Here is a 21,352-nt window from a genome sequence, read left to right on the forward strand (position 1 = left end):
ATGCTGCGGCTCATGCGTAACCCAGTCCTTGCGCGTACCAGTGCCGCGCTCGCCATCGTCGCTCTCCTGTCTGCCTGTGGCGGAGGGGGCGGCGGCGCGACGGCCATCGGTGGAGGCGGCACGCCCGCGCCGACGCCCACCCCGACCGCAAGCCCGCCGACGACCGGCGCCTGTTCGCTGCGGTCGAGGCAGGACTGGGTGCTGGCGCAGATGCGGGAATGGTATCTGTTCCCCGAAACGCTGCCCGCCGCGCCCAATCCGGCGAGCTACTCGAACCTCGACGACTGGACCGACGCGCTGACCGCGACCGCGCGCGGGCAGGGGCGTGACCGATACTTCACCTATGTCACGTCGATCGCGGAAGAGAACGCCTTCTACAATTCCGGGTCGAGCGCGGGCTTCGGCTTTCGGCTGGGCGCCGATGCGAGCACGCGCCGCGCCGGCATCCTCGAGGCGTTCGAGGGCGCGCCCGCGCTCGCCGCCGGGCTGGATCGCGGGACGGAGATCCTGGCGATCGGCACGAGCGAGTCGAACCTGCGCACCGTGTCCGACATCATCGCCGCTGAGGGGACGGGCGGGATCAACAACGCGCTCGGTCCCTCGAACCCCGGCGTGACGCGCGTGCTGCGCGTGTCCGACGCCGCCGGCACGCGCAACGTCACGCTGGCCAAGGCCGATTACGACATTGCGCCCGTATCCTCGCGCACGGGCGTGCGCGTGCTCGACGGGCCGAACGGCAAGGTCGGCTATGTCAACCTGCGCACCTTCATCAACCCCGCCGAACCCGCGCTGAAATCGGCGTTCGCGCAGTTCAAGGCGCAGGGCGTCCGCGACCTCATCATCGACCTGCGCTACAATGGCGGCGGGCTCTTGTCGGTGGCGGGGGTACTCGGCGACCTGATCGGCGGTGGTCGTTCTTCGAGCGACGTGCAGAGCAAGGTCGTTTTCCGCCCCGAAAAGAGCGCGGAGAACGAGACGCGCTATTTCAACCAGCTTGCCGAGACGGTGACGCCGCGGCGCATCGCGTTCATCGGCACCGGCGGCACCGCGTCGGCGAGCGAGCTCGTCATCAACGCGATGATCCCGTACCTCAATGCCGACGTCGCGCTGATCGGCACCAATACCTATGGCAAGCCTGTCGGCCAGATCGCGCTCGACAAGACCGAGTGCGACGACCGGCTGCGCGTCATCGCCTTTTCGGTGCGCAACCGCGACAATCAGGGCGACTATTACAGCGGCCTCGCCCCCTATCTGAAGGCGACGTGCCAGGCGATCGACGATCCCTCGCGCCCGCTGGGCGACCCGGCCGAGGCGTCGGTGCGGACCGCGCTCGGCTTCATCGGCGGGCAGAGCTGTACGCCGATCGCGCCGGGCACTGCGGCGCTCAGCGCCAGTGCCGAGCGGATTGCGGCACCGGCGGGTCGTCGCCTCGTCACGCCGGACCGGCCCAGCCCGTCGCAGCGGGAGGTGCCGGGGTCATTCTGATACGGGGACTTGCCCCATGGATGCCGCTCGCCTAACCAGCGGCGCAGCAAGGGCGGTTAGCTCAGTTGGTAGAGCGCCTCGTTTACACCGAGGATGTCGGCGGTTCGAGCCCGTCACCGCCCACCACCATGCCGAGAGGGTTCGCACGTTGGTCCGCAAGCTGTCGATGGTGACGCCCCTGTTGCTGCTGGCGGCATGCGGCAGCGGCGGCGAGCAGACGGCAAACCTGACCGATGCCGATGCGGGCGGCATCGGCGATGCGCGCAGTTATGCGGGTGACAACCTCACCTCGATCGATGCGGCGGCCAACGATGCCGCGATCCAGCCGCTCGCGCCCGATACGCCGGTCGGCAATCCTGCGGCCAACGACGCGGTCGTCGCGGAATAGCGCCATGGCCGCGGCGGACCACAAGGTGGAGACGACGCGCCTGACGCTGCTGGGCAGCTTCGCGGGTTATTTCCTGCGCCGCGCGTCGCAGCGCTTCGCCGCGGGCTTTGCCGACACGGTCGGGCCGATGGGCATGCGCCAGGTGCTGTTCGGCGTGCTCACCGTCATCCACGACAATCCCGGCATCCGACAGGGTGCGGCGGGCGAGGCGCTGGGCATCCAACGCGCGAACATGGTCAGCCTGGTCAACGAACTCGTCGATCGCGGGCTGGTCGAGCGGCGCGTGTCGGAAAGCGACCGCCGTGCCTTCGCGCTCGAACTGACGCCCGCGGGCAAGGTGCTGGTCGAACAGGGTGTCGAGCGCATCCGCGGCAACGAGGACGAACTGCTCGCGCCGCTGACGCCGACGGAGCGGCGCACGCTCCTCGACCTGCTCTCGCGCCTCGACGGCTCGGCGGGCTGAACCCGCCAGCCCGCGATCAGTTGGGCAGGGCGGTCGAGTCCACCTTTTCCACCCAGGCCGGATAGAAGCTCGGCTGGCGCGACGACCAGCCGGAGGCGGTCGCCGCGGCCTCGCTGATCGACTGGAGCAGCCGGCGGCGAAGGTCGGGGTGCAGCGTCGGCAGCGCCGCCGCCGAACAGAAGGCCGCGGGCAGCCACGGCCGCACTTCCGCACCGATCAGCCGCTCATAGAGGAAGCGATAGGCCGAGAAGCTCGTCAGCCGCCCCTGGCCGAGGTCGAAGGCGGAGACGGTGACCAGCGGCGCCATAAACGGCTCTACCGAGTGGAGACCGTTGTCGTCGGGCACCATCGCGCGCAGTTCGGGCAGGCGGTCGTACATCCGTGCCTGTGCCCGGATGCTCGCCGCCTCGACCACGTCGCGCGACCAGCGCGACAGCGCGTCGTCGCGGTCGAGCCCGATGTCGAGCGAACGGCGCACATAGCGCTGCGTCGCCGCGGCGAACCCGGCAAATTCCTTCATTTCCGAAAGTGTCATGGCCCCTTCGGCCGGCTTCGATCGCGCACCCATGGCTATTTCACCCATCCCGCATCATGCACGCCTCACCGTACGACAAGATGGTTAACACACCCCTTAACCACTTGGTCGGCTTCGGTTCAGACAGAGGAACATGGATCGTGGTGCGACGCAACACGCGTTGCGATGATCGGTGGGCCTGACCCTAAAGTACGCAGATTCGCAGGCTTGCTGCCGCCTTTTGTCGCAAGTTGCGATTCGGTTTCTCAACTGGGCGCTGGCCGTTCACCGTTCATCGGATCGACAGGTTGCGGCTCTTCCGCGCCCGAAACTTACCTGCTTTATCCCGCCTCGGGCAAAAACGGGACGCGGGGTTCCACAGTGAAGTCGATGGGTCTGGCGGCGCGTTTCGCCGCGATGGTGGCGTGTTGCCTGCTGACGGCGACCCCGGCGTTCGCGCAATTCTGGCAATGCGCGCCCTATGCCCGCAAGATTTCGGGCATCCAGATCCACGGCAATGCGAACACCTGGTGGGGCCAGGCCGCCGGCCATTATGCCCGTGGCAACACGCCGAAGGTCGGTGCCGTCCTCGCCCTCGCCTCCAGCCGCCGCATGCCGCTCGGCCATGTCGCGATGGTGTCGCGGGTCGTCAGCGATCGCGAAGTGCTGCTCACCCATGCCAACTGGTCGCGCCGCGGCGGGATCGAGACCGACGTGCGCGCAGTCGACGTATCTGCGAACAACGACTGGACCGACGTGCGCGTGTGGTACGGCCCGGTCGGTGGCCTCGGCACCAGCAGCAACCCGGCACACGGCTTCATCTACGCCGACGGCGCCCCTGCACCCCGCGAACTGCCGCGCGTGACGATTGCCAGTGCCGCGCCCGCCGCGGTCGACAGCGCGGTCGTGATCGCCGAGTAAGGCCTCAGGCGGAGCGGAACTTCATCGCCACGCCGTTCATGCAGTAGCGAAGCCCCGTCGGCGGCGGCCCGTCGTCGAACACATGGCCCAGATGCCCGCCGCAGCGCCGGCACAGCACCTCCGTCCGCTTCATCCCCAGCGTATTGTCCACCCGCTCGACCACCGCATTCTTGCGAACGTCGTAGAAGCTCGGCCAGCCGGTGCCGCTCTCAAACTTGGTCGAGGACAGGAACAGCGGCAGGTCGCATCCCGCGCAGCTGAAGATGCCCTTGCGCTTTTCCTTGTTGAGCGGCGAACTGTACGGCCGCTCGGTATCCGCCTCTCGCAGCACGGCGTAGGCGGCGGGGGACAGGCGCTTGCGCCATTCCGCCTCGCTCGGGCTGAAGGGGAAGCGTTCGGCCGCGCGCGACGGCGGCGAGCCGCAGGCGGTGGCTAGAACGGCGAGTGCGGCACTCGACAGAAAGCCGCGGCGGTCGGGGGCGCTGATCGACATCAGGATTATGTGGGGGCCGCGCGCGGAACCGCAACATGGCGGCGAGCGCTTCGTACGTGGAGGATAACCCCATGTCGTTCCAGCAACTCGACCCGCCGATCCCCGTCCATGTGCTCGAGCGTGGCCCCGGCCTCGCTTTCGCGGTCATCGATTACGGGCCGGAGCACAACCTGATCTGGGTGACGGCGCTCGATGCCAATGGCGAGATCTGGTGCGCGCCCAATCCGAAGGTGCGGATGCAGGGCAACTGGACGATGGGCCGCGCGCGCCCGGCGGCGGTCGCCGCCGAGCGCGATGCCTGTGCCGGGGATGCGTTGAACGGTGGCGGCGCGATCGCCGCCTAATACCGCTCCAGCGTGACGGGCAGCGCCCTGTAGCCATGGACGAAGCAGGCGGGGACGCGCTCCGGCTCGCCCGTGACATGAACGCGCAACCGTCGCTCGCGCATCGCGTCGATCAGGATCGACAGCTGCAATTCGGCCAGCCGCGCGCCGACGCAGCGATGGATGCCGTGCCCAAACGACAGGTGCCGACGCGCATTGGGCCGATCGACGTGGATCGCGTCGGCATTCTCGAACACCGCCTCGTCGCGATTGGCCGACACGTACCAGAGCGCGAGCTTGTCGCCCTCGCGGATGCGATGCCCGTCGAGCAGCGTGTCGCGGGTCGCGGTACGGCGCATATGGCTGAGCGGGGTCTGCCAGCGGATGATCTCCTGCACCGCATTGGCGGTGAGAGCGGGATCGCGCTCCAGCTTCGCGCGCTCGCCCTCGAAGCGGTCGAGGCTGTAGGCATAGGCGCTCATCGCGTTGCGCGTGGTGTCATTGCCGCCGACGATCAGCAGGATCAGGTTGCCGAGGAACGCCTGTGAATCCATCTCCCGCATCGCGTCCGAATGGATCATCATCGAGATAAGGTCGCTCGTCGGCTCGGCCCCGAAGCGGTCGTTCCACAAGGTCGTGAACGCGGCGGCACATTCGTAGAGGTGGCCGAGCCGCTCGGCCTTGCGCACCGGATCGCGCACGGCCTCGATATCGCCGGCCCAATCGGACCAGAAGGTGAGCTTGCGCCGGTCGGCCCAGGGAAAGTCGAACAGGATCGCCAGCATCTGCGTCGTCAACTCGATCGACACGGTATCAACCCAGTCGAAGGTTTCGCCGACCGGCAGCGTGTCGAGGAGTTCGCCCGTCCGCCGGGCGATGTCCTCCTTCGTCCGCGCCATCGCGCCGGGCGCAAAGGCGGGGGCGACGGTGCGGCGCTGGCCGGTGTGCTTGGGCCGGTCCATCGCGATGAACATCGGCAGTCGCACATCGCCCTCCTCGAAATCGGCGACGACGATGCCGGCGGCGGAGGAATAAAGGTCTGGGAGCGATTCGACCTCGACGATGTAGCGATAGTTGGCGACCGACCAGTAATCGCCGAACGCCGATCCCTCAGTCCACCGGATGCCTCCGGCGGCGCGGATCGCGCGGAAGGGTTCGTGCCAGGCATCGTCGCGGTAGAGTTCCGGCCGGGTGACGTCGAACGCATCGACCTCGTGGCGCAATTCGGGCGCTAGGGTAGCCATCGATCCTCTCCGGTCTTTTGCCGGAGAGGATGCCTCAACTTACAGGCGTGTCAACAGCAGCGCGGCGGAACCATTTGAGCTTCGGCCCCGCCGACTGGAGCACGCCGCGCCGGAACGCCCGCGCGCCGATCGCGACGGTGAGCGCCACCCAGCCGAGCTGCCAGGCGAGCGCGAGCAGATGCGGCCACAGCGCCGGCGCGCTCGCCGCGCGGCCCGCCATCGCGAAGGGCGAGCTGAACGGAAACACCGCCGCCGCGGTCGCCACCCAGCCGCCTGGATTGGCGGCGGCTGCACTGGCAAGGCCGAACATCGCGACCTGAAAGATCGTGATGGGCAGCGACAGCATCTGAATCTCGCGCGGCGTCGATGCCTGTGCGCCGACGCCGAGGAAGACTGCACCGAGCAGCAGATAGGCCATGGTGAAATAGGCGACGAACAGCATCACGAACGTCGGCAAGCCGAGCGCGGGTGCCATCCCCGCCAGCGCCGCGCCGACATTGCCCGGCAGGACGCTGGCGACATTGGCGGCGATCGTGCCCCAAAAGGCGACGAAGGTGAGCGCGACCCCGAACATGCCGATCAGCTTGCCGAGGAATACCGATTCGAGCGGGACGGCAGCGGCCAGCACCTCGATCACCTTGTTCGAGCGCTCCTCCGCCATCGAGGAGACGACCTGACCGGCGAGTAGCAGGGTGAGGAAGAACAGCGCGAACACCGCGAAGAACCCGCCCTCGTCGCTGCTGAGCGGGGCGGCGCGGGCGCGCTTCACCTCGACGAGACGCGCGGTGCTCTTCGGCCGGGTGCCGGTTTCGCGCAGGCGAATACCCTGATCGGCAAGCTGCGCGAGATACGCGGCGGAGCGCGTGCCAATCGGCGCGTGCAGCACGGTGGGCCGGTCGAGCGGGCCGTAGAGGACCGCCGTCACCTGCGCATCGCGGCGGTCGAGCTGGGCGCGGGCAGTGCGTTCGTCATTGGCGGCGGTGGCTGGCAGCTCGAGCGCGGGTGGCGCATCGCGGTCGCGGAACATCGCGCGCAGGTTGCGGTCGCCGGCGAACAAAAGCTCGCGGTCGGCAGGCGCGGTCAGCGCGACGATGCGCAGCGCGCGCTCGCCCCGCTCGGCGATGCTGGCCGCGCCCATGCCGCCGATCGCCGCCGACAGCCCCATGAACAGGAACGGCGCGAACAGAAACAGGAGGAAGGTGGGCGTGAACACCGTCGCGGTGAAGTCCCGGCGGGCGATCGTCAGCGTCTGGCGGATCAGGCGGCGGGTATTGCTCATGCCGGCGTCTCCTCCAGCGCGTCGGGGCCGACGATGCGGACGAACACGTCGTGCAGGCTGGGGCGCTCGATCGACAGCCCCGAAATGCCGTGCCCCGCGGCGAGCAGGCGCGACAGCAAAGGCTCGATCCCCTCGTCGGGCACGACGAAGCGGAAGCCGTCGCCTTCCCTTACCGCGTCGGCGGGCAGCAGCGCGGCTAGTCCCTCATGCGCGTGATGCGGCACGTAATGCGCGCGATAGGGCAGGGTGCCGCGCGCGTCGGCGACGGTCCCCTCGAACCGCGCGCGGCCCCGCGCGATGATCGTCAGCCGGTCGCATAGCCGCTCGGCGTGCGCCATCACGTGGGTGGAAAACAGGATCGTCGCGCCGCGATCGCGCTGCGCGTGGATCAGTGCTTCCAGCCGGTTCTGGTTGACCGGGTCGAGGCCCGAAAAGGGCTCGTCCAGGACGATGAAGTCGGGTTCGTGGACGACCGAGCCCAATAGCTGGACGAGCTGCGCCATCCCCTTGGACAGCTTGCGGATCTTCTCGTCGATCGCGTGGCCGAGCCCCGCTTCCTCGAGCATCGCCTCCGCCCGCTTGCGCCCGGTGCGCCAGTCGAGGCCGCGAAGCGCACCCATGAAGGCGATCGCCTCGCGCGCCTTCATGCCGGGATAGAGGCCGCGTTCCTCGGGCAGATAGCCGACGCGGTCGCTCGCCTCGCGCGGGCGGGCGTGGCCGAGGAGCGTGCGATGCCCTTCATCGGGTTCGAGGATGCCGAGCAGCATGCGCAGTGTCGTCGTCTTGCCCGCGCCGTTTGGGCCGAGCACGCCATAGATGCTGCCCGCGGGCACGGCGATGTCGATGCCGTCGACGACGCGCCGGTCGCCGAACCGCTTGACCAGCCCGTGCGCCTGAAGCGCCAGTTCGGGTGCCTGCAACATCAATCCCCCCACGGGCACGTGCCATTCGCGCGACGCCCGCGAAACTGGTAGCGGGCGGGCGTGGCGATAGACAAGTCGATTGAAGCGCGGATTGCACAGAAGGCGGCCGAACTCGGCTTTGCCGCCTGCGGCTTCGCGCGCGCGGATGCCGCGCCGCGCGCGGGCGAGCGGCTGCGCCAATGGCTGGCGGACGGGTGCCATGGCAGCATGATCTGGATGGAGGGCCGCGCCGACCAGCGTGCCAGCCCCGCCGGCCTGTGGCCCCAGGTGAAGAGCATCATCGCGCTTGGCATGAGCTACGCCCCCGCGGTCGATCCGCTGGCGCTCGAAGGGGTGGGGGACCACGGACGCATCTCGGTCTATGCGCAGGGCGCCGATTATCACGACGTGGTGAAGAAGGCGCTGAAGGCGCTCGGCCGCTGGCTGGTGGCGGAGGCTGGGGGCGAGCTCAAGGTCTTCGTCGACACCGCGCCGGTGATGGAAAAACCGCTCGCCGAGGCGGCGGGGCTGGGGTGGCAGGGCAAGCACACCAATCTCGTCAGCCGCGAGCATGGGTCGTGGCTGTTCCTCGGCGCGATCTACACGACGCTGGAATTGTCGGGCGAGGGGGCGGGGCGCGACCGGTGCGGGTCGTGCGATGCGTGCCAGCGCGCGTGCCCGACCGGTGCGTTCCCCGCACCCTATCGGCTCGATGCGCGGCGGTGCATTTCCTACTGGACGATCGAGCATGCCGGGCCGGTGCCCGACGAAATCGCCGACGCGATGGGCAACCGCCTCTATGGGTGCGACGATTGCCTGGCGGTCTGTCCCTGGAACAAGTTCGCTGCGGCAGCGGCCGCCAACCGCGCCTTCTGGCCGCGCGCCGAACTGGTCGCGCCGTCGCTCGCCGAGTTGCTGGCGCTCGACGATGCGGGGTTCCGGCAGGTGTTCGCGGGGTCGCCGATCAAGCGGATCGGCCGCAACCGGATGGTGCGCAACGCGCTGATCGCGGCAGGGAATGGCGGGGACGCGTCGCTGCTACCCGCGGTGACGGCGCTCTTGGCGGACGAGGACGAGACGGTGCGCGGCGCAGCGGCGAGGGCAGCGGCGCGGTTGGGGGCTGTTTCCAGCAAATGACGTACCGCGGCGAAGGCCGGGGTACGCGTTTGGTTGGGGCGGGAGGACCGCCCAACGCAACCCGTCATCCCGGACTTGATCCGGGATCCCGCTGCTGCTTCTTCTCGGCGGCGGAAAGGAGGAAGAAGCGGGACCCCGGATCAAGTCCGGGGTGACGCAGACCGAAGAGGGCGGCGTGCGGGGCTGTAGAAGCAGAACCCCTTATCAAGCTCGACGCGATAGGATCATGGCCAGGTCCGGCGGCTATTTGGCCGGCTTGGTCGAGGGGATGGGCAGGCCCGCTTCCCGGCCCACTGCCTCCAGCGCGCTTTGGTCGAAGAACTTCGTCATGTCGCCCAAGGAGGCGGTGACCGCCGGATCGGTCATGAGACCGCGCATTGCCACTTCGCCGAGCACCCGGAAGCTCTTCTCGATCGTGCCCAGACCTTCGTACTTGATCGCGACGACCGTTTCCTTGCGGCAATCCTGCGTCATGAGGCGGGTGAACATCTGGCCGACCCGCCGATGATGGTCGAGCCGCTCCGCCGGCGTCAGGTTGGTCATGCCGGCGACCGCCGGGCTCGCGGAGATCGAGGCGAATATCCATTTGATGAGGCCCGTGCGATCGGCCTCGCTCGTCTTGGCGACGAGGCACTTCGCCAGGTCGGCGGTGTAGGGTTCGTTCTGCCCGGCCGGCGCCGCGGCCAGCGTGAGCGCCACCATCGTTGTCAGCATCGCCACTACCCCTTCTTCGCCGCGATGTAGCCGTCGACCACCTGCTCCAGCACGTCGAGCGGCATCATGCCGTTCGCCAGCACCGCTTCGTGGAAGTCGCGGATGTCGAACTTAGGCCCCAGCGCCTTTTTCGCCCGCTCGCGCAGTTCGGCGATCTTGAGTTGCCCGACCATGTAGCTCGTCGCCTGGCCGGGATTGTTCATGTAGCGGTCGACCTCGCGCTTCAGGTCGATCTCCGACAGCGACGAGTTGTCGCGGAAATATTGCTGCGCCTGCTCGCGCGTCCACCGCTTCGAATGCATGCCGGTGTCGACGACCAGCCGGATCGCGCGCCACATCTGGAGCGAGAGCATCCCGAACCGCTGATACGGGTCCTTGTAGACGCCCATCTCGTCCGCCAGCCGCTCGGTATAGAGGCCCCACCCTTCGGTATAGGCACTGTAGCCGCCCAATTTGCGGAACTTGGGCAGGCCGGTCAGCTCCTGCGCGCGGGCGATCTGGAAATGATGGCCGGGCGCGCCCTCATGCACCGCGATGCCGGAGTTCTGCACCTTCTGCACCTGGCTCATGTCGGCGAGGTTGACGTAGAAGATGCCCGGCCGCGACCCGTCGGGGGCGGGGCGGTTGTAGAAGGCGGTCGACGCGGTCGCCTCGCGCCACTTCTCGACCGCGCGAACCTCCAGCGGGGCCTTGGGCAGCACGCTGAAATATTGCGGGGCCTTGCCCATCACCTCGGCGATCACCGCGCGCGCGTCGTTGAGATACGCTTCCTTGCCGGCTTCCGAATTCTCGTACTTGAAGCGCGGGTCGTCGCGAATGAAGGCGAAGAACGCCTTGAGATCGCCCTTGAACCCGGTCTGCTTTCGGATCGCGTCCATCTCGGCCCGGATCGCCGCCACCTGGCGCAGGCCGAGCTGGTGGATCTGGTCGGCGGTCAGGTCAGTGGTCGTGAAGTTGTAGAGCCGCGCGGCGTAATAGGCGTCGCCGTTCGGCAGGCTCCACGCGCCGTTATTGCCCTTCGCCTTGCCCTCGATCTCGTCCAGCGCGGCGAACAGCGTGTCGTAGCCGGCCTTGAACGGGCCGGTCAGCGCGGCGCGCGCGTCGGCGAGCAGCTTGTTCTTCGTCGCGGCGGGCGCATCGAGCGCGGCGACCTTCTTGGCGAAGTCGGCCATCACCGTGCTGTCGGGGCCGGCGGTGAAGGGCGCGCCGACGAGGATCTTCTTGGCATCCGCCCGCGCGGGCGCGAAAACCATCTGCGGCGGGACGATGCCCTTCGCCGCCTGCGCGCGCATCTTGGCCGAAACCTCGCGCATCACGCGATCGGTCTCGCGGATGCGGGCGATATAGGCCTCGGCATCGGCGACGCTGGCGATCTTGTGATTGTTGATGAGGAAGACTGGGATCTCGCCCGCCGGGCTGCCGTTGGTCGAGACGGGGAAGCTGTAGTCGCGCCACTGATACTGGCGGCGCTGGTTGGCGACCTGGAATTCATAGAGGCGGTAGCTGAGCTTGCCCTGGGTCCCGAGCTTCGCCGGATCGAAGCGGCGCTTCATCTCGGCCAGCGTCGCCTCGGCCATCTGCAGCCGCTTTTCACCGGTCGCGCCGGTATAGTCGTCGAGCTTGTCGTAGTTCATCTTGCCGCCGAGCGAGGTGGTCTGCTCCGGGCTCAAGGCGGTCGAGGCGTCGAAGGCGGCGTCGAGGAACGTGTTGAGCCGGGCATCCTCGGCATCGGCCGTGGCGGCGACGGGGGCGGCCTGCTGTGCCGATGCCGTCGCGGCGAACGGAAGGGCGAGGGCGGCGGACAGCATAAGACGAAGCGAAAGAGTCAAGCAAACCTCCTGATTTTGCAAGGAGGCTATGCGGCCGGGGGCGGGAGGGCAACATCGTTTCGCGCGGAACGAGCGCGCGTCAGTCGTCCTCATCCTCGAACCCGACGAGGTCCAGCGCGCGCGCCTTGATCTGGTGGAGCGCGCACCAGTGGACCAGCGCGTCCTCGCGCCCGTGCGTTACCCACACCTCGCGCGGGGCGAGTTCGCGGATCGTCGTGGTGAGCTCGTCCCAGTCGGCATGGTCGGACAGGATGATCGGCAACTCGACCTGTCGCTGGCGCGCCCGCTGGCGCACCCGCATCCAGCCCGACGCCATCGCCGTGATCGGGTCGGGCAGCCGCCGCGACCAGCGATCGCCGAGCGCCGAGGGCGGCGCCATGACGACGCGGCCGCGCAACTCGTCCTTCGTCGCCTCCATCGCAGGGCGAAGGTCGCCAAGGTCGACGCCGTGCTCGACATAAAGGTCGCACAATTTCTGGAGCGCGCCGTGCAGATAGATCGGGTGGACATGTCCCATGTCGCGAAGCTCGCGGATCACCCGCTGCGCCTTGCCGAGCGCATAGGCGCCGACGAGGACGCAGCGATCGGGTTCGGCGAGCAGCGCGGCGTCGATTTTCGCCAGCTCCTCGGTCGTCTCGGGATGGCGGAAGACGGGCAGGCCGAACGTCGCTTCCGTCACGAACACGTCGCACGGGACCGGCTCGAACGCGGCGCAGGTGGGATCGGGCCGGCGCTTATAGTCCCCCGACACGACGACCCGTTCGCCGGCGTGGTCGAGGACGATTTGCGCTGAGCCGAGGACATGGCCGGCGGGGACGAAGCCCACCTCGACCGGCCCCATCGTCACGCTCTCGCCATACGCCACGGGCACGCCGTTCTGCGGGCCGTAGCGTGCTGCCATGATCGCCAGCGTCTCGGGCGTCGCCCAGACCTCGCCGTGGCCGCCCCGGGCATGGTCGGCATGGCCGTGGGTGACGAGCGCGCGCGGCTTGGGCGTCGACGGGTCGATCCAGGCGTCGGCCGCGGGAAGGTAGATGCCCTCGGGGCGGGGATCGATCCATCGGCCGGGTGCGGGCATCGCGGTGATGTGGGGCGCCCCGGGTACGGACGCAAGCGGATCGAAAGACTTACGCGGCGCGTTGGCAGCGATCCGAACGACGGAGAGAGATAATGCTCCTCGACGACAACGGCATCTGGGGCGCGGTGGTGGTAATCGGCCCGATCGTGCTGACGCTGGTCATCGGCTGGGCCATGCTGCGCAATCGCGGCGCCACCCGGCACGAGATCGAACGGACCGAGGCCGCGACCAAGGCCATGTACGACGAACAGAACCGCGAAGACATCGCTCGGGACAACGGCTGATTCCAGCCGGTTGCCAGTCGCATTTCATCGGGATAGCGCGCCAGTCATGAACAGCCCGCTTGTCGCGCGCACGGGGCAGACGAAACGGGGGCATCCGGTTTCGATCAACCTGGCGCCCGATCCGGATCTACAGAGGCATATCGCGCGCCTCTTCATTACGATCGTCGAACAGCCCGACGATGCGATACTTGAAGACTTCATCGTAAGTGAAACCGGTTTCATCCGCATCCTGCTGACCGGGGAGTGGGCGACGCTCGAGGACGGCGCATGGCGCGACTATGAAGGGTCGGTGCTGTTCGGCGCCCAGTCGCGCCCGTTTCGCTGCCGGGTAAAGGGTGCGTTCGCGATGTGCGGGTTCGCGATCCTGCCGGGAGCGTGGCGCAGCCTGACGGGGATCGACCACCGCGACCTCGCTGACCGGGTGAAGCGGCTGGTCGGGCCGATCGGCGACCGGCTGGATCAGGCGGGTGACGATCCCTGGTCGCATGACGCGACCTTCGCCGCGCTCAATTCGGCGGTGCGCGATTGGGTCAAGGTCACCGGCGGCGAGATCGACAGCGTCGCCGAACGGTTCGACCAGCGCATCCACCTCGACCCCACGCGGTCGGTCGCCGATCTGGCGCGCGAGATCGCGGTGACGCCGCGCACACTCGACCGACGTATCCAGACCAGCTTCGGCCTCAGTCCCAAGATGGTGCTGCGCCGCGCACGCTTCCTCGACATGGCCGCGACGGTACGCGGCATCGCGGTCCCTGACGAGGAGATGCTGGCGAGCCTGCGCTTCTACGACCAGTCGCATCAGGTGCGCGAGTTCCGCCACTTTACGGGCATGACGCCGGGCGCATTCGCCCGCGCGTCGACACCGCTGTTCAACCTCGCGCTCGAATCGCGGCAGCGGCGCAAATACGAACTGGCGGACCGGACCGGGGAGCGGATACCCTGGCTGGCGTGAAGACCGCGCCGCTGCCGCCGATGATCGAGGACTGGTTCGCGGGCCGCGGCTGGCGGCCGCGCCGGCATCAGCTCGACATGCTGGCGGCGGCGCGTGCGGGGCGCCACGCGCTGCTCGTCGCGACGACGGGCGCGGGCAAGACGCTGGCCGGGTTCCTGCCGACGCTGACCGAGTTGATCGAGGCCCCGCGCGAGGGGCTGCACACGCTCTATATCTCGCCCTTGAAGGCGCTGGCGGTCGACGTGCGCCGCAACCTTCTGACCCCGATCGAGGAAATGGGCGCGGCGATCACCGTCGAGGCGCGGACCGGGGACACCCCCAGCGACCGCAAGGCGCGTCAGCGGGCCAAGCCGCCCAGCATTCTGCTGACGACGCCCGAGTCTCTGAGCCTGCTGCTGAGCTATCCCGACGCGGCGATCATGTTCGCGGACCTGCGCACCGTGGTGATCGACGAGGTGCACGCCTTTGCTACGGGTAAGCGCGGCGACCTGCTCTCGCTCTGCCTCGCGCGGCTTCAGCGGTTCGCGCCGGCGCTTCGCCGTGTCGCGCTGTCGGCGACGGTCGCGGACGCCGACGGCTATCGCGCCTGGCTGGCACCCGACGGCGATATCGATGCTGTGGCGCTGGTGGAGGGCGAGAAGGGGGCGGACCCCGACATCTCGATCCTGTTGCCGGAGGATCGCGTCCCTTGGTCGGGCCATTCGGGCCGCTATGCCGCGCCGCAGGTTATGCGAGAGATCGAGGCGCACCGCACGACGATCGTGTTCTGCAACACGCGCAGCCTCGCCGAACTGATCTTTCAGGACCTGTGGAAGGTCAATGACGACAATCTGCCGATGGGAGTCCACCACGGCAGCCTGGCGGTCGAGGCGCGGCGCAAGGTCGAGGGGGCGATGGCCGACGGGCGCCTTCGCGCGCTGGTCGCGACCGCCAGCCTCGACCTTGGAGTCGACTGGGGCGATGTCGACTGCGTGATCCAGATGGGCGCGCCCAAGGGATCGTCGCGCCTGCTCCAGCGGATCGGCCGCGCCAACCACCGGCTGGACGAGGCGTCGGAGGCGGTGCTCGTCCCCGGCAACCGCTTCGAATATCTGGAGGCGCGCGCGGCATTGGACGCGGTGGAGGCCCGCGAACTCGATCCCGACATCTTCCGCCCCGGCGCGCTCGACGTGCTGGCCCAGCACCTGATGGCTTGTGCCTGCGCCGAACCGTTCGCGCCCGAGGCGATGCTGGCGGAGGTGCAGTCGGCGCTCCCCTATTCGGCGCTGACGGCCGAGACGTTCGAGCGCGTGCTCCAGTTCATCGCCGATGGCGGCTATGCCCTGCGCGCCTATGACCGGTTCAAGCGGCTGACGAAGGGGCCGGACGGGCTATGGCGCGTCAGCCATCCGCGGTTCGTTACGCAGCACCGGCTGAACGCAGGCATTATCGTCGATGCACCGGTCCTCAACGTCCGGTTCAAGAACGGCCGGACGCTAGGCACTGTCGAGGAGTTCTTCGCCGCCACGCTGTCGCCGGGCGATACCTTCTTCTTCGCCGGCATGGCGCTGGAGGTGGAGCGGATCGATCAGCTCGACCTGCTCGTGCGCGCGACGTCCAAGCCCGCGCGCATCCCCACCTATGTCGGCGCGCGAATGCCGCTCTCCACCAACCTTGCTCACCGCGTCCGCTCGTTCCTGTGCGACAAGACCGAGTGGCCGCGTTTCCCCGACGATGTGCGCGAGTGGCTGGAGGTGCAGGATCGCCGCTCGGTCCTGCCCCATCCCGACCAGCTCCTCGTCGAGACCTTCCCGCGTGAGGGGCGGCACTACATGGTCGCCTACAGTTTCGAGGGGTGGAACGCGCACCAGTCGCTCGGCATGCTCGTCACCCGGCGCATGGAGGCGCTGGGGCTGAAGCCGATGGGCTTCGTGTCGAACGACTATGCCATCGCCTGCTACGGCCTGGAGAAGATCACCGACCCGGCGGCGCTGTTCTCGCCCGACATTCTCGAGCACGAGTTCGTCGAATGGGTGCAGAACTCCGCGCTCCTGAAGCGCGCGTTCCGCGAGGTGGCAGTGATCGGCGGCCTGGTCGAGCGGCAGCATCCGGGCAAGAAGAAGACCGGCAAGCAGGTGACCTTCTCCACCGACCTCATCTACGACGTGCTGCGCAAGTACGAGCCGGGGCATTTGCTGCTCCAGGCTGCGTGGGAGGATGCGCGCGCGCGGATGACCGATGTCGGGCGGCTGGCAGGGCTCCTCGACCGCGCCGCCGACACGATGGTGCATGTCGATCTGGAGCGGGTGAGCCCGCTTGCCGTGCCGGTGCTGGTGCTGATCGGGCGCGAGCGGGTGGCGCAGGGGACGGTGGACGACGACCTGCTGATCGAGGCCGAGGCGCTGGCGAACGAGGCGATGCGGCTGGATTGATGATTCGCGCCTGATCCCATCGTCACCCCGGACTTGTTCCGGGGTCCACCGTGCCGCGTACCCAGTCACCGCTTGTCTTGCGGTGAAGTGGACCCCGGAACAAGTCCGGGGTGACGGCTAGGGGGCAACGCCACCCTGTGCTATGCTGCGCCAATGCTGCAGCTTTGCGCCCCGCTCGCGCTGTTGCTGGCCGCGGGCCAGCCGGCCGCGCCGCGCGATCCGCAGGTGGCGGTGCCGCCCCTGCCGACGCCGGCCGCCGCCGAGGCGGTGACGCCCGTCGACCCCGCCGAACTCCTCGCCTTTGCCGAATATGAGCAGCGGATGCGCGTACCCGTTCGCGTCAACGGCGCCGGGCCCTTCCAGTTCGTGATCGACACCGGCGCCGAGCGGACGGTGATCTCGCGACAGGTCGCGACTGCGCTCGGGCTGGCGATGGGACCGCGCGTCAACGTCGCGGCGATGACGGGCGTCGTGCCGGTGCCGACCGCGCGCATCCCCTCGCTTGAGATCGACGCGGTGCCGCGCGGGATCGCGATCGACGCGCCGCAGCTCGAGGGGCCGCATCTGGGCGCCGATGGGTTGGTGGGCCTCGACAGCCTCGCGAACAACGCGCTGCTCATCGACTTCGACGACCGGGTGATGCACGTCCAGAAGTCGCGGCGCCGCCAGCGTGCCGCCGCTCCCGACGAGATCGTCGTCGTCGCCAAGTCGGTGATGGGCCGGCTGATCGTCACCGACGCGCGCTTTGCGGGCAAGCGGATCAGCGTCGTGCTCGACACCGGCACTGCGGTCAGCGTCGGCAATACCGCGCTCCTCAAGCTGGTCGAAAACCGGGTGAAGACCGGCACGCCGATCCGCATCATGAGCGTGACCGGCGCGATGCTGACCGCTGACTATCGCATCGTGCCCCGCGTCAGCGTCGGCGGGATCGAGGTCAACACGCTGCCCGTCGCGTTCGCCGATGTGCCGCCGTTCAAGCGGTTGAAGCTCGACGAGAAGCCCGCGCTGTTCCTCGGCATGGACGCGATGAAGCTGTTCCGGCAGGTGCGCATCGACTTTCCCAACCGCGAGGTCCGCTTCATGCTGCCGCGTGACGTCGTGCGGCCGGGCATGACGGCGCGGGTCGTGCGTTAACCCCGTTGCGGACCGCGGTTCCGCGCGGCATAGCGACCCCATGGTTCCGTTTTCGTTCGCCGGCCATGCGTTTGCCGCGATGCCCGAGGGCGCGTTGTTCTGGCCCGCGCGCCGCGCGCTGTTTGCCGCCGACTTGCATTTCGAGAAGGCGAGTTGGTTCGCCAAGCACGGCCAGATGCTGCCCCCCTATGACAGCTTCGCGACGCTCGCCGCGCTGGAGGCGGTGGTCGAGGCGTGCGACCCGGCTGAGATATGGTGCCTGGGCGACAGCTTCCACGACGCCGCCGGCTGCGACCGCCTGCCGGCCGAGGTGCAGGCGGGGCTTCGCGCACTGACGGCGGCGCGGCGGTTCGTCTGGATCACCGGCAACCACGATGCGGGCATGACCGACCGCTGCGGCGGCGAGGTGATGGCGGAGGCGCGGCTCGGCGACCTGATCCTGCGTCACGAGGCCGAACCCGACGAGCCGCTTCCCGAACTGTCGGGCCACTGGCATCCCAAGCTGCGCGTGGCCGTGCGCGGGCGCCTGGTCGCCCGCCGCTGCTTCGTCGCGACCGCCACCAAGCTGGTGCTGCCGGCATTCGGCTCGCTCACCGGCGGGCTGGATGCGACGCACCCCGAACTGATGCGCGTGATGGGTGCCCCGGCGCAGGCGCTGGTGGCGGCGGGTGGGCGGTTGCTGCGGTTCCCGCTGGCGGCGTGAGCGAGCTGGAGCGGACGTCCGCTATCGCCCGATTGCGGACGTTGCATCCCGTCCGACTGCTCGTCCGCCGAAACCGTTCGGACGCTAAGCGATCGGGCGGATCGCGACGAGGTCCCACTCGTGAAGCGAAGGCTCCCCCAAAACGCTCAGACCAAGGAAGGCACGAACGCTTCGGTCGACGAGTAGCCGCACCTCTTTGGGAGCGTCCTCACGGGATGGATCCCACGTCATGTCGAGGTCTTGACCGCTCAGCCTATGCCAGAGTGCAAGGGTCGCATCCGCGAGGAACGCTTTGGCTGCCAGTGGCGACATTCCGACCGGACTCCGCTGGAGAAGTCCGGAGCTGATATGCAAGGAAGTGATGCCGGACTCGAGCCGGATCGTTAGGGCTCTTTCCTCGATCGAATAGCTCATAACCAAGCTGGTCACCCGGAAAGATTGATTTGACTTAAATGGAACAAGCGTATCGACGAGCTCAGCAAGCACGGGAACGCGGAGCATCAACTCGCGCTCATCGTCTGAACGTCGAACCAAGAGTTTGCTCGGATCGATCAGCGGATCACGATCGATTGTAAGCGAGAAGGTCTTTCCTCCTAAATCCTTGCTTCCCGCGAAGCGCACGCAGAGCTTCAGAGTTGGATAATAGATGATGGTCCGGCCCACGGTCGCTCGGTCGGGGTCGAGATCACAGATCCATGGCACGATGGACAGCTTGTTCATAAGCAGCGCTTACCCGGCGAAGCTTAATCGTGTCACTACACTGGTTCGTTGCGGCTTCTCTCAATCATCAGAATGACCGCTTTCCTGCCCAGTGCGGACACTGGCGGGTGAAGGTCTACTCCCGCCCACACCGGATCGGCGCCGTCCCCGCGCTGGTGCAGGCAGCATTGCCCGACACGACCACGCTGCCCGTCCCCGTCGCGATGACGCGCGCGGTTTCGCTCGCCGCGGCGCGGCTTTCGCCGGCGCTTTCGGAGGAGAGGGTGAGGTCGCGAACGGCCAGCCCCGCCGCCTCGATCGTGCCGACGCCGGTGTTCGCAAGGCGGGCGGTACGCGCGGTGCCGGCGAGCGTCAGCCCACCCGATCCGGCGAGCGCCGCATCCAGCCGGTCCGCCTCGACCCGAGCCACCTCCACCCGGCCCGATCCGGTAAGCGCGACGCCGACCTCCAGCCCCTGAAGCTGGTCGACGCGGGCCGAGCCTGACCCGCTAACGCGCAGGTCGACGAGGCGCGGCGCGGTGATGCTGACGCTCGCTGCCTCGGTCCGGTCGCCCGGCCAGCCGCCCCAGCCATTGGGACTCGGCCGGATGACAAGCGTGCGGTCCTCGACACGGATTTCGACGCCGTCGAGCGCGCGCGCGTCGCCGCGGGTGGTCACGCCGGGGCTGCCGCCGCTTCGGATGTCCACGCTGAACGGCCCCTCGACGCGCACGCGGTCGAAGCTCGTGACCATCACCCGCCGCTCCTGGGCATGCAGCGCGGCGGGGATGAGGGCGAGGGCGACGAGGAGGTAGCGCATGGCGCTAGATCGCACCGCCGCCGCCGCCGATGCAAGCGGCATCAGCCGCAGGTGACGCTGCCCAGTCCCGACTTGCTGACGTTGCACTTGGCGCGCGGGCCGAGATCGACCGATCCGATGCCGGCGATCGACACCCGCGCATCGCCGTCGACGGTCGCCTCGATGCTGCCCGCGCCCGCCACCGATACCTCCGCCGCGCGGACGCGCAGTTCCTTGGCGCGGACCGATCCGGCGCCCGACACGCTGGCGTTGAGTGTCTGGGCGGTTCCCGCCGCCGCCACGTCGCCCGCGCCCGACACGTCGAAGCTGACATTGCTGCCCTCGACCTGCCCGACGGTCAGGTCGCCCGCGCCGGAGATGGTACCGGTGAAATTGCCCGTGCCGCGGTCGATCGTCATGCCGCCGGCGCCGGCGATCGACGCGCCCTCGATCTGCGGCATCGACACCTCGACCGTCGCCTTCTCGCTCCGGCCCCATTCCCAGGCGCCCTTTTTGAAGCGGATCTTCAGCGTGCCGTTCTCACTGGCGATTTCGAGCCGGTCGAGCATCTTCTGCGCGCCCGTCGCCTTCACCGAAAAGCCGCCGCCCGTCGTCACGCGCACGTCGGCGGGGGCCGAGTTGGCGACGCGGGTAAAGCCCGATGCAGCGAAGCTGCGCTCGCCCTGCGGTCCCGGATCGCTGCTGCCGATGGCGGACCCGCTGCCGCAAGCGACGAGCGGAATGGCGAGCAGGACGGCGTTGAAGCGCATGGGTGACCTCCCTCAAGATCAGTCTGTATTATAGAAATAATACACCGGTGCCGCGCCCGCGCAAGAAAAAAGGGGAAGCGGTCGCCCGCTCCCCCTTTCTTTGGTCCGGTCGGACGGCCCGATCAGGCCTCGACCTTGTCCTTGTTATAGATCGCGGCGGCCTTGCGCAGCACCTCGAGGATCTTCTGGAGCGCGGTCGGCTCGTCCACTTCTTCCATCGCGGCGAGTTCGCGCGCGAGGCGGCTGGCGGCCGCTTCGAAGATCTGACGCTCCGAATAGCTCTGCTCGGGCTGGTCGTCCGCGCGGAACAGGTCGCGGACCACCTCGGCGATCGACACGAGGTCTCCCGAGTTGATCTTCGCCTCATATTCCTGCGCGCGGCGCGACCACATGGTGCGCTTGACCTTGGGCTTGCCCTTCAGCGTCTCCATCGCTTCCTTGAGCGTCTTGTCGCTGGACAGCTTGCGCATGCCCACGCTCTCGGCCTTGTTGGTGGGAACGCGGAGCGTCATGCGCTCCTTTTCGAAGCGGAGGACGTACAGCTCGAGCTGCATCCCCGCGATTTCCTGTCGTTGCAGCTCGATGACGCGACCGACGCCATGCTTGGGGTAAACAACATAATCACCGACGTCGAAGGACAGCGCCTTGGCAGCCATTCTTACAAACCTTTCCGTGGACCCTTGACCCGATAGGGGCGCATGTCGCACCAGCGTAGCGCACGCCGGCTGACGGACAGCGATGTCGGGCCAAATTTCGAGTGCGTCTCCGAGAGGCGGATGCGAATCTTCGCTCCGTCGCGGCGCATTTAACACAGCAGCAATAAAATTGCC

General features: G+C 68.2%; 23 protein-coding genes and 1 tRNA gene. 12 read left to right on the forward strand and 12 right to left on the reverse strand.

Features of this window, described 5'->3' with window-relative positions:
* Nucleotides 1–12 precede the first annotated feature (12 nt).
* From FHR19_RS04145 to FHR19_RS04160, 4 genes are all read left to right on the forward strand, one after another.
* The gene (locus tag FHR19_RS04145) at nucleotides 13–1,485 is read left to right on the forward strand and encodes a S41 family peptidase (RefSeq protein WP_184024708.1); all 1,473 of its coding nucleotides are present in this window, start codon (nucleotides 13–15) and stop codon (nucleotides 1,483–1,485) included.
* Between the two features lie 50 nt (nucleotides 1,486–1,535).
* Nucleotides 1,536–1,611 (forward strand) — tRNA-Val (locus FHR19_RS04150).
* A gap of 22 nt (nucleotides 1,612–1,633) precedes the next feature.
* Nucleotides 1,634–1,873 (forward strand): hypothetical protein, encoded by a 240-nt coding sequence (locus tag FHR19_RS04155; protein WP_184024711.1) that lies wholly within the window; start codon nucleotides 1,634–1,636, stop codon nucleotides 1,871–1,873.
* A 4-nt stretch (nucleotides 1,874–1,877) separates the two neighbouring features.
* Nucleotides 1,878–2,336: a MarR family winged helix-turn-helix transcriptional regulator gene (locus FHR19_RS04160; protein ID WP_184024714.1), complete on the forward strand. Its 459-nt coding sequence runs from the start codon at nucleotides 1,878–1,880 to the stop codon at nucleotides 2,334–2,336.
* A gap of 16 nt (nucleotides 2,337–2,352) precedes the next feature.
* Here FHR19_RS04160 and FHR19_RS04165 read toward each other — a convergent pair whose 3' ends face one another.
* Nucleotides 2,353–2,904 (reverse strand): hypothetical protein, encoded by a 552-nt coding sequence (locus tag FHR19_RS04165; RefSeq protein ID WP_184024717.1) that lies wholly within the window; start codon nucleotides 2,902–2,904, stop codon nucleotides 2,353–2,355.
* Nucleotides 2,905–3,240: 336 nt separating this feature from the next.
* Between FHR19_RS04165 and FHR19_RS04170 the strand changes: the two genes are divergently transcribed.
* Complete coding sequence (locus tag FHR19_RS04170; RefSeq protein ID WP_246359341.1) at nucleotides 3,241–3,771, forward strand: CHAP domain-containing protein; 531 nt, start codon at nucleotides 3,241–3,243, stop codon at nucleotides 3,769–3,771.
* 4 nt (nucleotides 3,772–3,775) lie between these two features.
* Here the strand turns inward: FHR19_RS04170 and msrB are convergent, their stop codons facing one another.
* Nucleotides 3,776–4,264 (reverse strand): peptide-methionine (R)-S-oxide reductase MsrB, encoded by a 489-nt coding sequence (msrB, locus tag FHR19_RS04175; protein ID WP_184024720.1) that lies wholly within the window; start codon nucleotides 4,262–4,264, stop codon nucleotides 3,776–3,778.
* A 71-nt stretch (nucleotides 4,265–4,335) separates the two neighbouring features.
* Here msrB and FHR19_RS04180 point away from each other — a divergent pair, with 71 nt between their 5' ends.
* Nucleotides 4,336–4,608 (forward strand): hypothetical protein, encoded by a 273-nt coding sequence (locus FHR19_RS04180; protein WP_184024722.1) that lies wholly within the window; start codon nucleotides 4,336–4,338, stop codon nucleotides 4,606–4,608.
* On the opposite strand, the gene FHR19_RS04185 is transcribed toward FHR19_RS04180, so the two are convergent.
* Genes FHR19_RS04185 through FHR19_RS04195 form a run of 3 tightly spaced genes read right to left on the reverse strand, consistent with a single transcriptional unit; the run spans nucleotide 4,605 to nucleotide 8,033 of the window.
* Entirely contained in the window at nucleotides 4,605–5,831 is a 1,227-nt protein-coding gene (locus tag FHR19_RS04185; RefSeq protein ID WP_184024725.1) for a cytochrome P450, read from the reverse strand. The two genes, FHR19_RS04180 and FHR19_RS04185, sit on opposite strands and share 4 nt — an antisense overlap.
* A 34-nt stretch (nucleotides 5,832–5,865) precedes the next feature.
* A complete protein-coding gene (locus FHR19_RS04190) occupies nucleotides 5,866–7,110 on the reverse strand; it encodes an ABC transporter permease (protein ID WP_184024728.1) in 1,245 nt (414 codons plus the stop codon).
* A complete protein-coding gene (locus FHR19_RS04195; RefSeq protein ID WP_184024730.1) occupies nucleotides 7,107–8,033 on the reverse strand; it encodes an ABC transporter ATP-binding protein in 927 nt (308 codons plus the stop codon). Before FHR19_RS04195 ends, FHR19_RS04190 begins: the two co-directional genes overlap by 4 nt.
* 60 nt (nucleotides 8,034–8,093) lie before the next feature.
* Here FHR19_RS04195 and queG point away from each other — a divergent pair, with 60 nt between their 5' ends.
* A complete protein-coding gene (gene queG, locus FHR19_RS04200) occupies nucleotides 8,094–9,149 on the forward strand; it encodes a tRNA epoxyqueuosine(34) reductase QueG (protein WP_184024733.1) in 1,056 nt (351 codons plus the stop codon).
* A 243-nt stretch (nucleotides 9,150–9,392) separates the two neighbouring features.
* Here the strand turns inward: queG and FHR19_RS04205 are convergent, their stop codons facing one another.
* The 3 genes from FHR19_RS04205 to FHR19_RS04215 form a co-directional block, all read right to left on the reverse strand.
* On the reverse strand, nucleotides 9,393–9,863 hold the full coding sequence (locus FHR19_RS04205) for a hypothetical protein (protein ID WP_184024736.1): 471 nt from the start codon (nucleotides 9,861–9,863) through the stop codon (nucleotides 9,393–9,395).
* A 5-nt stretch (nucleotides 9,864–9,868) separates the two neighbouring features.
* Nucleotides 9,869–11,671, reverse strand: a complete 1,803-nt coding sequence (locus FHR19_RS04210; protein ID WP_184024739.1) for a DUF885 domain-containing protein — start codon at nucleotides 11,669–11,671, stop codon at nucleotides 9,869–9,871.
* A 100-nt stretch (nucleotides 11,672–11,771) separates the two neighbouring features.
* On the reverse strand, nucleotides 11,772–12,770 hold the full coding sequence (locus FHR19_RS04215; RefSeq protein WP_184024741.1) for a ligase-associated DNA damage response exonuclease: 999 nt from the start codon (nucleotides 12,768–12,770) through the stop codon (nucleotides 11,772–11,774).
* 92 nt (nucleotides 12,771–12,862) lie between these two features.
* Between FHR19_RS04215 and FHR19_RS04220 the strand changes: the two genes are divergently transcribed.
* The 5 genes from FHR19_RS04220 (at nucleotide 12,863) to pdeM (ending at nucleotide 18,254) form a co-directional block, all read left to right on the forward strand.
* Entirely contained in the window at nucleotides 12,863–13,054 is a 192-nt protein-coding gene (locus tag FHR19_RS04220; RefSeq protein WP_184024744.1) for a hypothetical protein, read from the forward strand.
* A 46-nt stretch (nucleotides 13,055–13,100) separates the two neighbouring features.
* The gene (locus FHR19_RS04225) at nucleotides 13,101–14,006 is read left to right on the forward strand and encodes a helix-turn-helix domain-containing protein (protein ID WP_184024747.1); all 906 of its coding nucleotides are present in this window, start codon (nucleotides 13,101–13,103) and stop codon (nucleotides 14,004–14,006) included.
* A 20-nt stretch (nucleotides 14,007–14,026) separates the two neighbouring features.
* Nucleotides 14,027–16,417, forward strand: a complete 2,391-nt coding sequence (locus tag FHR19_RS04230) for a ligase-associated DNA damage response DEXH box helicase (RefSeq protein WP_184025871.1) — start codon at nucleotides 14,027–14,029, stop codon at nucleotides 16,415–16,417.
* Nucleotides 16,418–16,570: 153 nt separating this feature from the next.
* Nucleotides 16,571–17,551: a retroviral-like aspartic protease family protein gene (locus FHR19_RS04235; RefSeq protein ID WP_184024750.1), complete on the forward strand. Its 981-nt coding sequence runs from the start codon at nucleotides 16,571–16,573 to the stop codon at nucleotides 17,549–17,551.
* 40 nt (nucleotides 17,552–17,591) lie between these two features.
* Nucleotides 17,592–18,254, forward strand: coding sequence for a ligase-associated DNA damage response endonuclease PdeM (pdeM, locus tag FHR19_RS04240; protein ID WP_184024753.1), 663 nt, complete (start codon nucleotides 17,592–17,594; stop codon nucleotides 18,252–18,254).
* Between the two features lie 84 nt (nucleotides 18,255–18,338).
* On the opposite strand, the gene FHR19_RS04245 is transcribed toward pdeM, so the two are convergent.
* The 4 genes from FHR19_RS04245 to FHR19_RS04260 all read right to left on the reverse strand — a co-directional run bounded on the left by FHR19_RS04245 (nucleotide 18,339) and on the right by FHR19_RS04260 (nucleotide 21,178).
* Entirely contained in the window at nucleotides 18,339–18,974 is a 636-nt protein-coding gene (locus tag FHR19_RS04245; RefSeq protein WP_184024756.1) for a hypothetical protein, read from the reverse strand.
* Nucleotides 18,975–19,089: 115 nt separating this feature from the next.
* Complete coding sequence (locus FHR19_RS04250; RefSeq protein WP_184024759.1) at nucleotides 19,090–19,773, reverse strand: head GIN domain-containing protein; 684 nt, start codon at nucleotides 19,771–19,773, stop codon at nucleotides 19,090–19,092.
* Nucleotides 19,774–19,814: 41 nt separating this feature from the next.
* A complete protein-coding gene (locus FHR19_RS04255) occupies nucleotides 19,815–20,522 on the reverse strand; it encodes a head GIN domain-containing protein (RefSeq protein ID WP_184024762.1) in 708 nt (235 codons plus the stop codon).
* Nucleotides 20,523–20,644: 122 nt separating this feature from the next.
* Nucleotides 20,645–21,178 (reverse strand): CarD family transcriptional regulator, encoded by a 534-nt coding sequence (locus FHR19_RS04260; protein ID WP_184024766.1) that lies wholly within the window; start codon nucleotides 21,176–21,178, stop codon nucleotides 20,645–20,647.
* Nucleotides 21,179–21,352 lie beyond the last annotated feature (174 nt).

The organism is Sphingomonas yantingensis (assembly GCF_014199325.1).
GTDB classification, from domain to species: Bacteria; Pseudomonadota; Alphaproteobacteria; order Sphingomonadales; family Sphingomonadaceae; genus Sphingomonas; species Sphingomonas yantingensis.

Excerpts from the sequence above, each read along its gene's own strand:
- pdeM (WP_184024753.1), top strand. The coding sequence starts at position 17,592 with ATGGTTCCGTTTTCGTTCGCCGGCCATGCGTTTGCCGCGATGCCCGAG.
- FHR19_RS04215 (WP_184024741.1), bottom strand. The coding sequence starts at position 12,770 with ATGCCCGCACCCGGCCGATGGATCGATCCCCGCCCCGAGGGCATCTAC.
- FHR19_RS04145 (WP_184024708.1), top strand. The coding sequence starts at position 13 with ATGCGTAACCCAGTCCTTGCGCGTACCAGTGCCGCGCTCGCCATCGTC.
- FHR19_RS04220 (WP_184024744.1), top strand. The coding sequence starts at position 12,863 with ATGCTCCTCGACGACAACGGCATCTGGGGCGCGGTGGTGGTAATCGGC.
- FHR19_RS04250 (WP_184024759.1), bottom strand. The coding sequence starts at position 19,773 with ATGCGCTACCTCCTCGTCGCCCTCGCCCTCATCCCCGCCGCGCTGCAT.
- msrB (WP_184024720.1), bottom strand. The coding sequence starts at position 4,264 with ATGTCGATCAGCGCCCCCGACCGCCGCGGCTTTCTGTCGAGTGCCGCA.
- FHR19_RS04260 (WP_184024766.1), bottom strand. The coding sequence starts at position 21,178 with ATGGCTGCCAAGGCGCTGTCCTTCGACGTCGGTGATTATGTTGTTTAC.
- FHR19_RS04205 (WP_184024736.1), bottom strand. The coding sequence starts at position 9,863 with ATGCTGACAACGATGGTGGCGCTCACGCTGGCCGCGGCGCCGGCCGGG.
- FHR19_RS04210 (WP_184024739.1), bottom strand. The coding sequence starts at position 11,671 with ATGCTGTCCGCCGCCCTCGCCCTTCCGTTCGCCGCGACGGCATCGGCA.
- FHR19_RS04195 (WP_184024730.1), bottom strand. The coding sequence starts at position 8,033 with ATGTTGCAGGCACCCGAACTGGCGCTTCAGGCGCACGGGCTGGTCAAG.
- FHR19_RS04235 (WP_184024750.1), top strand. The coding sequence starts at position 16,571 with ATGCTGCAGCTTTGCGCCCCGCTCGCGCTGTTGCTGGCCGCGGGCCAG.
- FHR19_RS04225 (WP_184024747.1), top strand. The coding sequence starts at position 13,101 with ATGAACAGCCCGCTTGTCGCGCGCACGGGGCAGACGAAACGGGGGCAT.
- FHR19_RS04170 (WP_246359341.1), top strand. The coding sequence starts at position 3,241 with ATGGGTCTGGCGGCGCGTTTCGCCGCGATGGTGGCGTGTTGCCTGCTG.
- FHR19_RS04185 (WP_184024725.1), bottom strand. The coding sequence starts at position 5,831 with ATGGCTACCCTAGCGCCCGAATTGCGCCACGAGGTCGATGCGTTCGAC.
- FHR19_RS04160 (WP_184024714.1), top strand. The coding sequence starts at position 1,878 with ATGGCCGCGGCGGACCACAAGGTGGAGACGACGCGCCTGACGCTGCTG.
- FHR19_RS04230 (WP_184025871.1), top strand. The coding sequence starts at position 14,027 with ATGATCGAGGACTGGTTCGCGGGCCGCGGCTGGCGGCCGCGCCGGCAT.
- FHR19_RS04180 (WP_184024722.1), top strand. The coding sequence starts at position 4,336 with ATGTCGTTCCAGCAACTCGACCCGCCGATCCCCGTCCATGTGCTCGAG.
- FHR19_RS04190 (WP_184024728.1), bottom strand. The coding sequence starts at position 7,110 with ATGAGCAATACCCGCCGCCTGATCCGCCAGACGCTGACGATCGCCCGC.
- FHR19_RS04245 (WP_184024756.1), bottom strand. The coding sequence starts at position 18,974 with ATGAACAAGCTGTCCATCGTGCCATGGATCTGTGATCTCGACCCCGAC.
- FHR19_RS04165 (WP_184024717.1), bottom strand. The coding sequence starts at position 2,904 with ATGGGTGCGCGATCGAAGCCGGCCGAAGGGGCCATGACACTTTCGGAA.
- FHR19_RS04255 (WP_184024762.1), bottom strand. The coding sequence starts at position 20,522 with ATGCGCTTCAACGCCGTCCTGCTCGCCATTCCGCTCGTCGCTTGCGGC.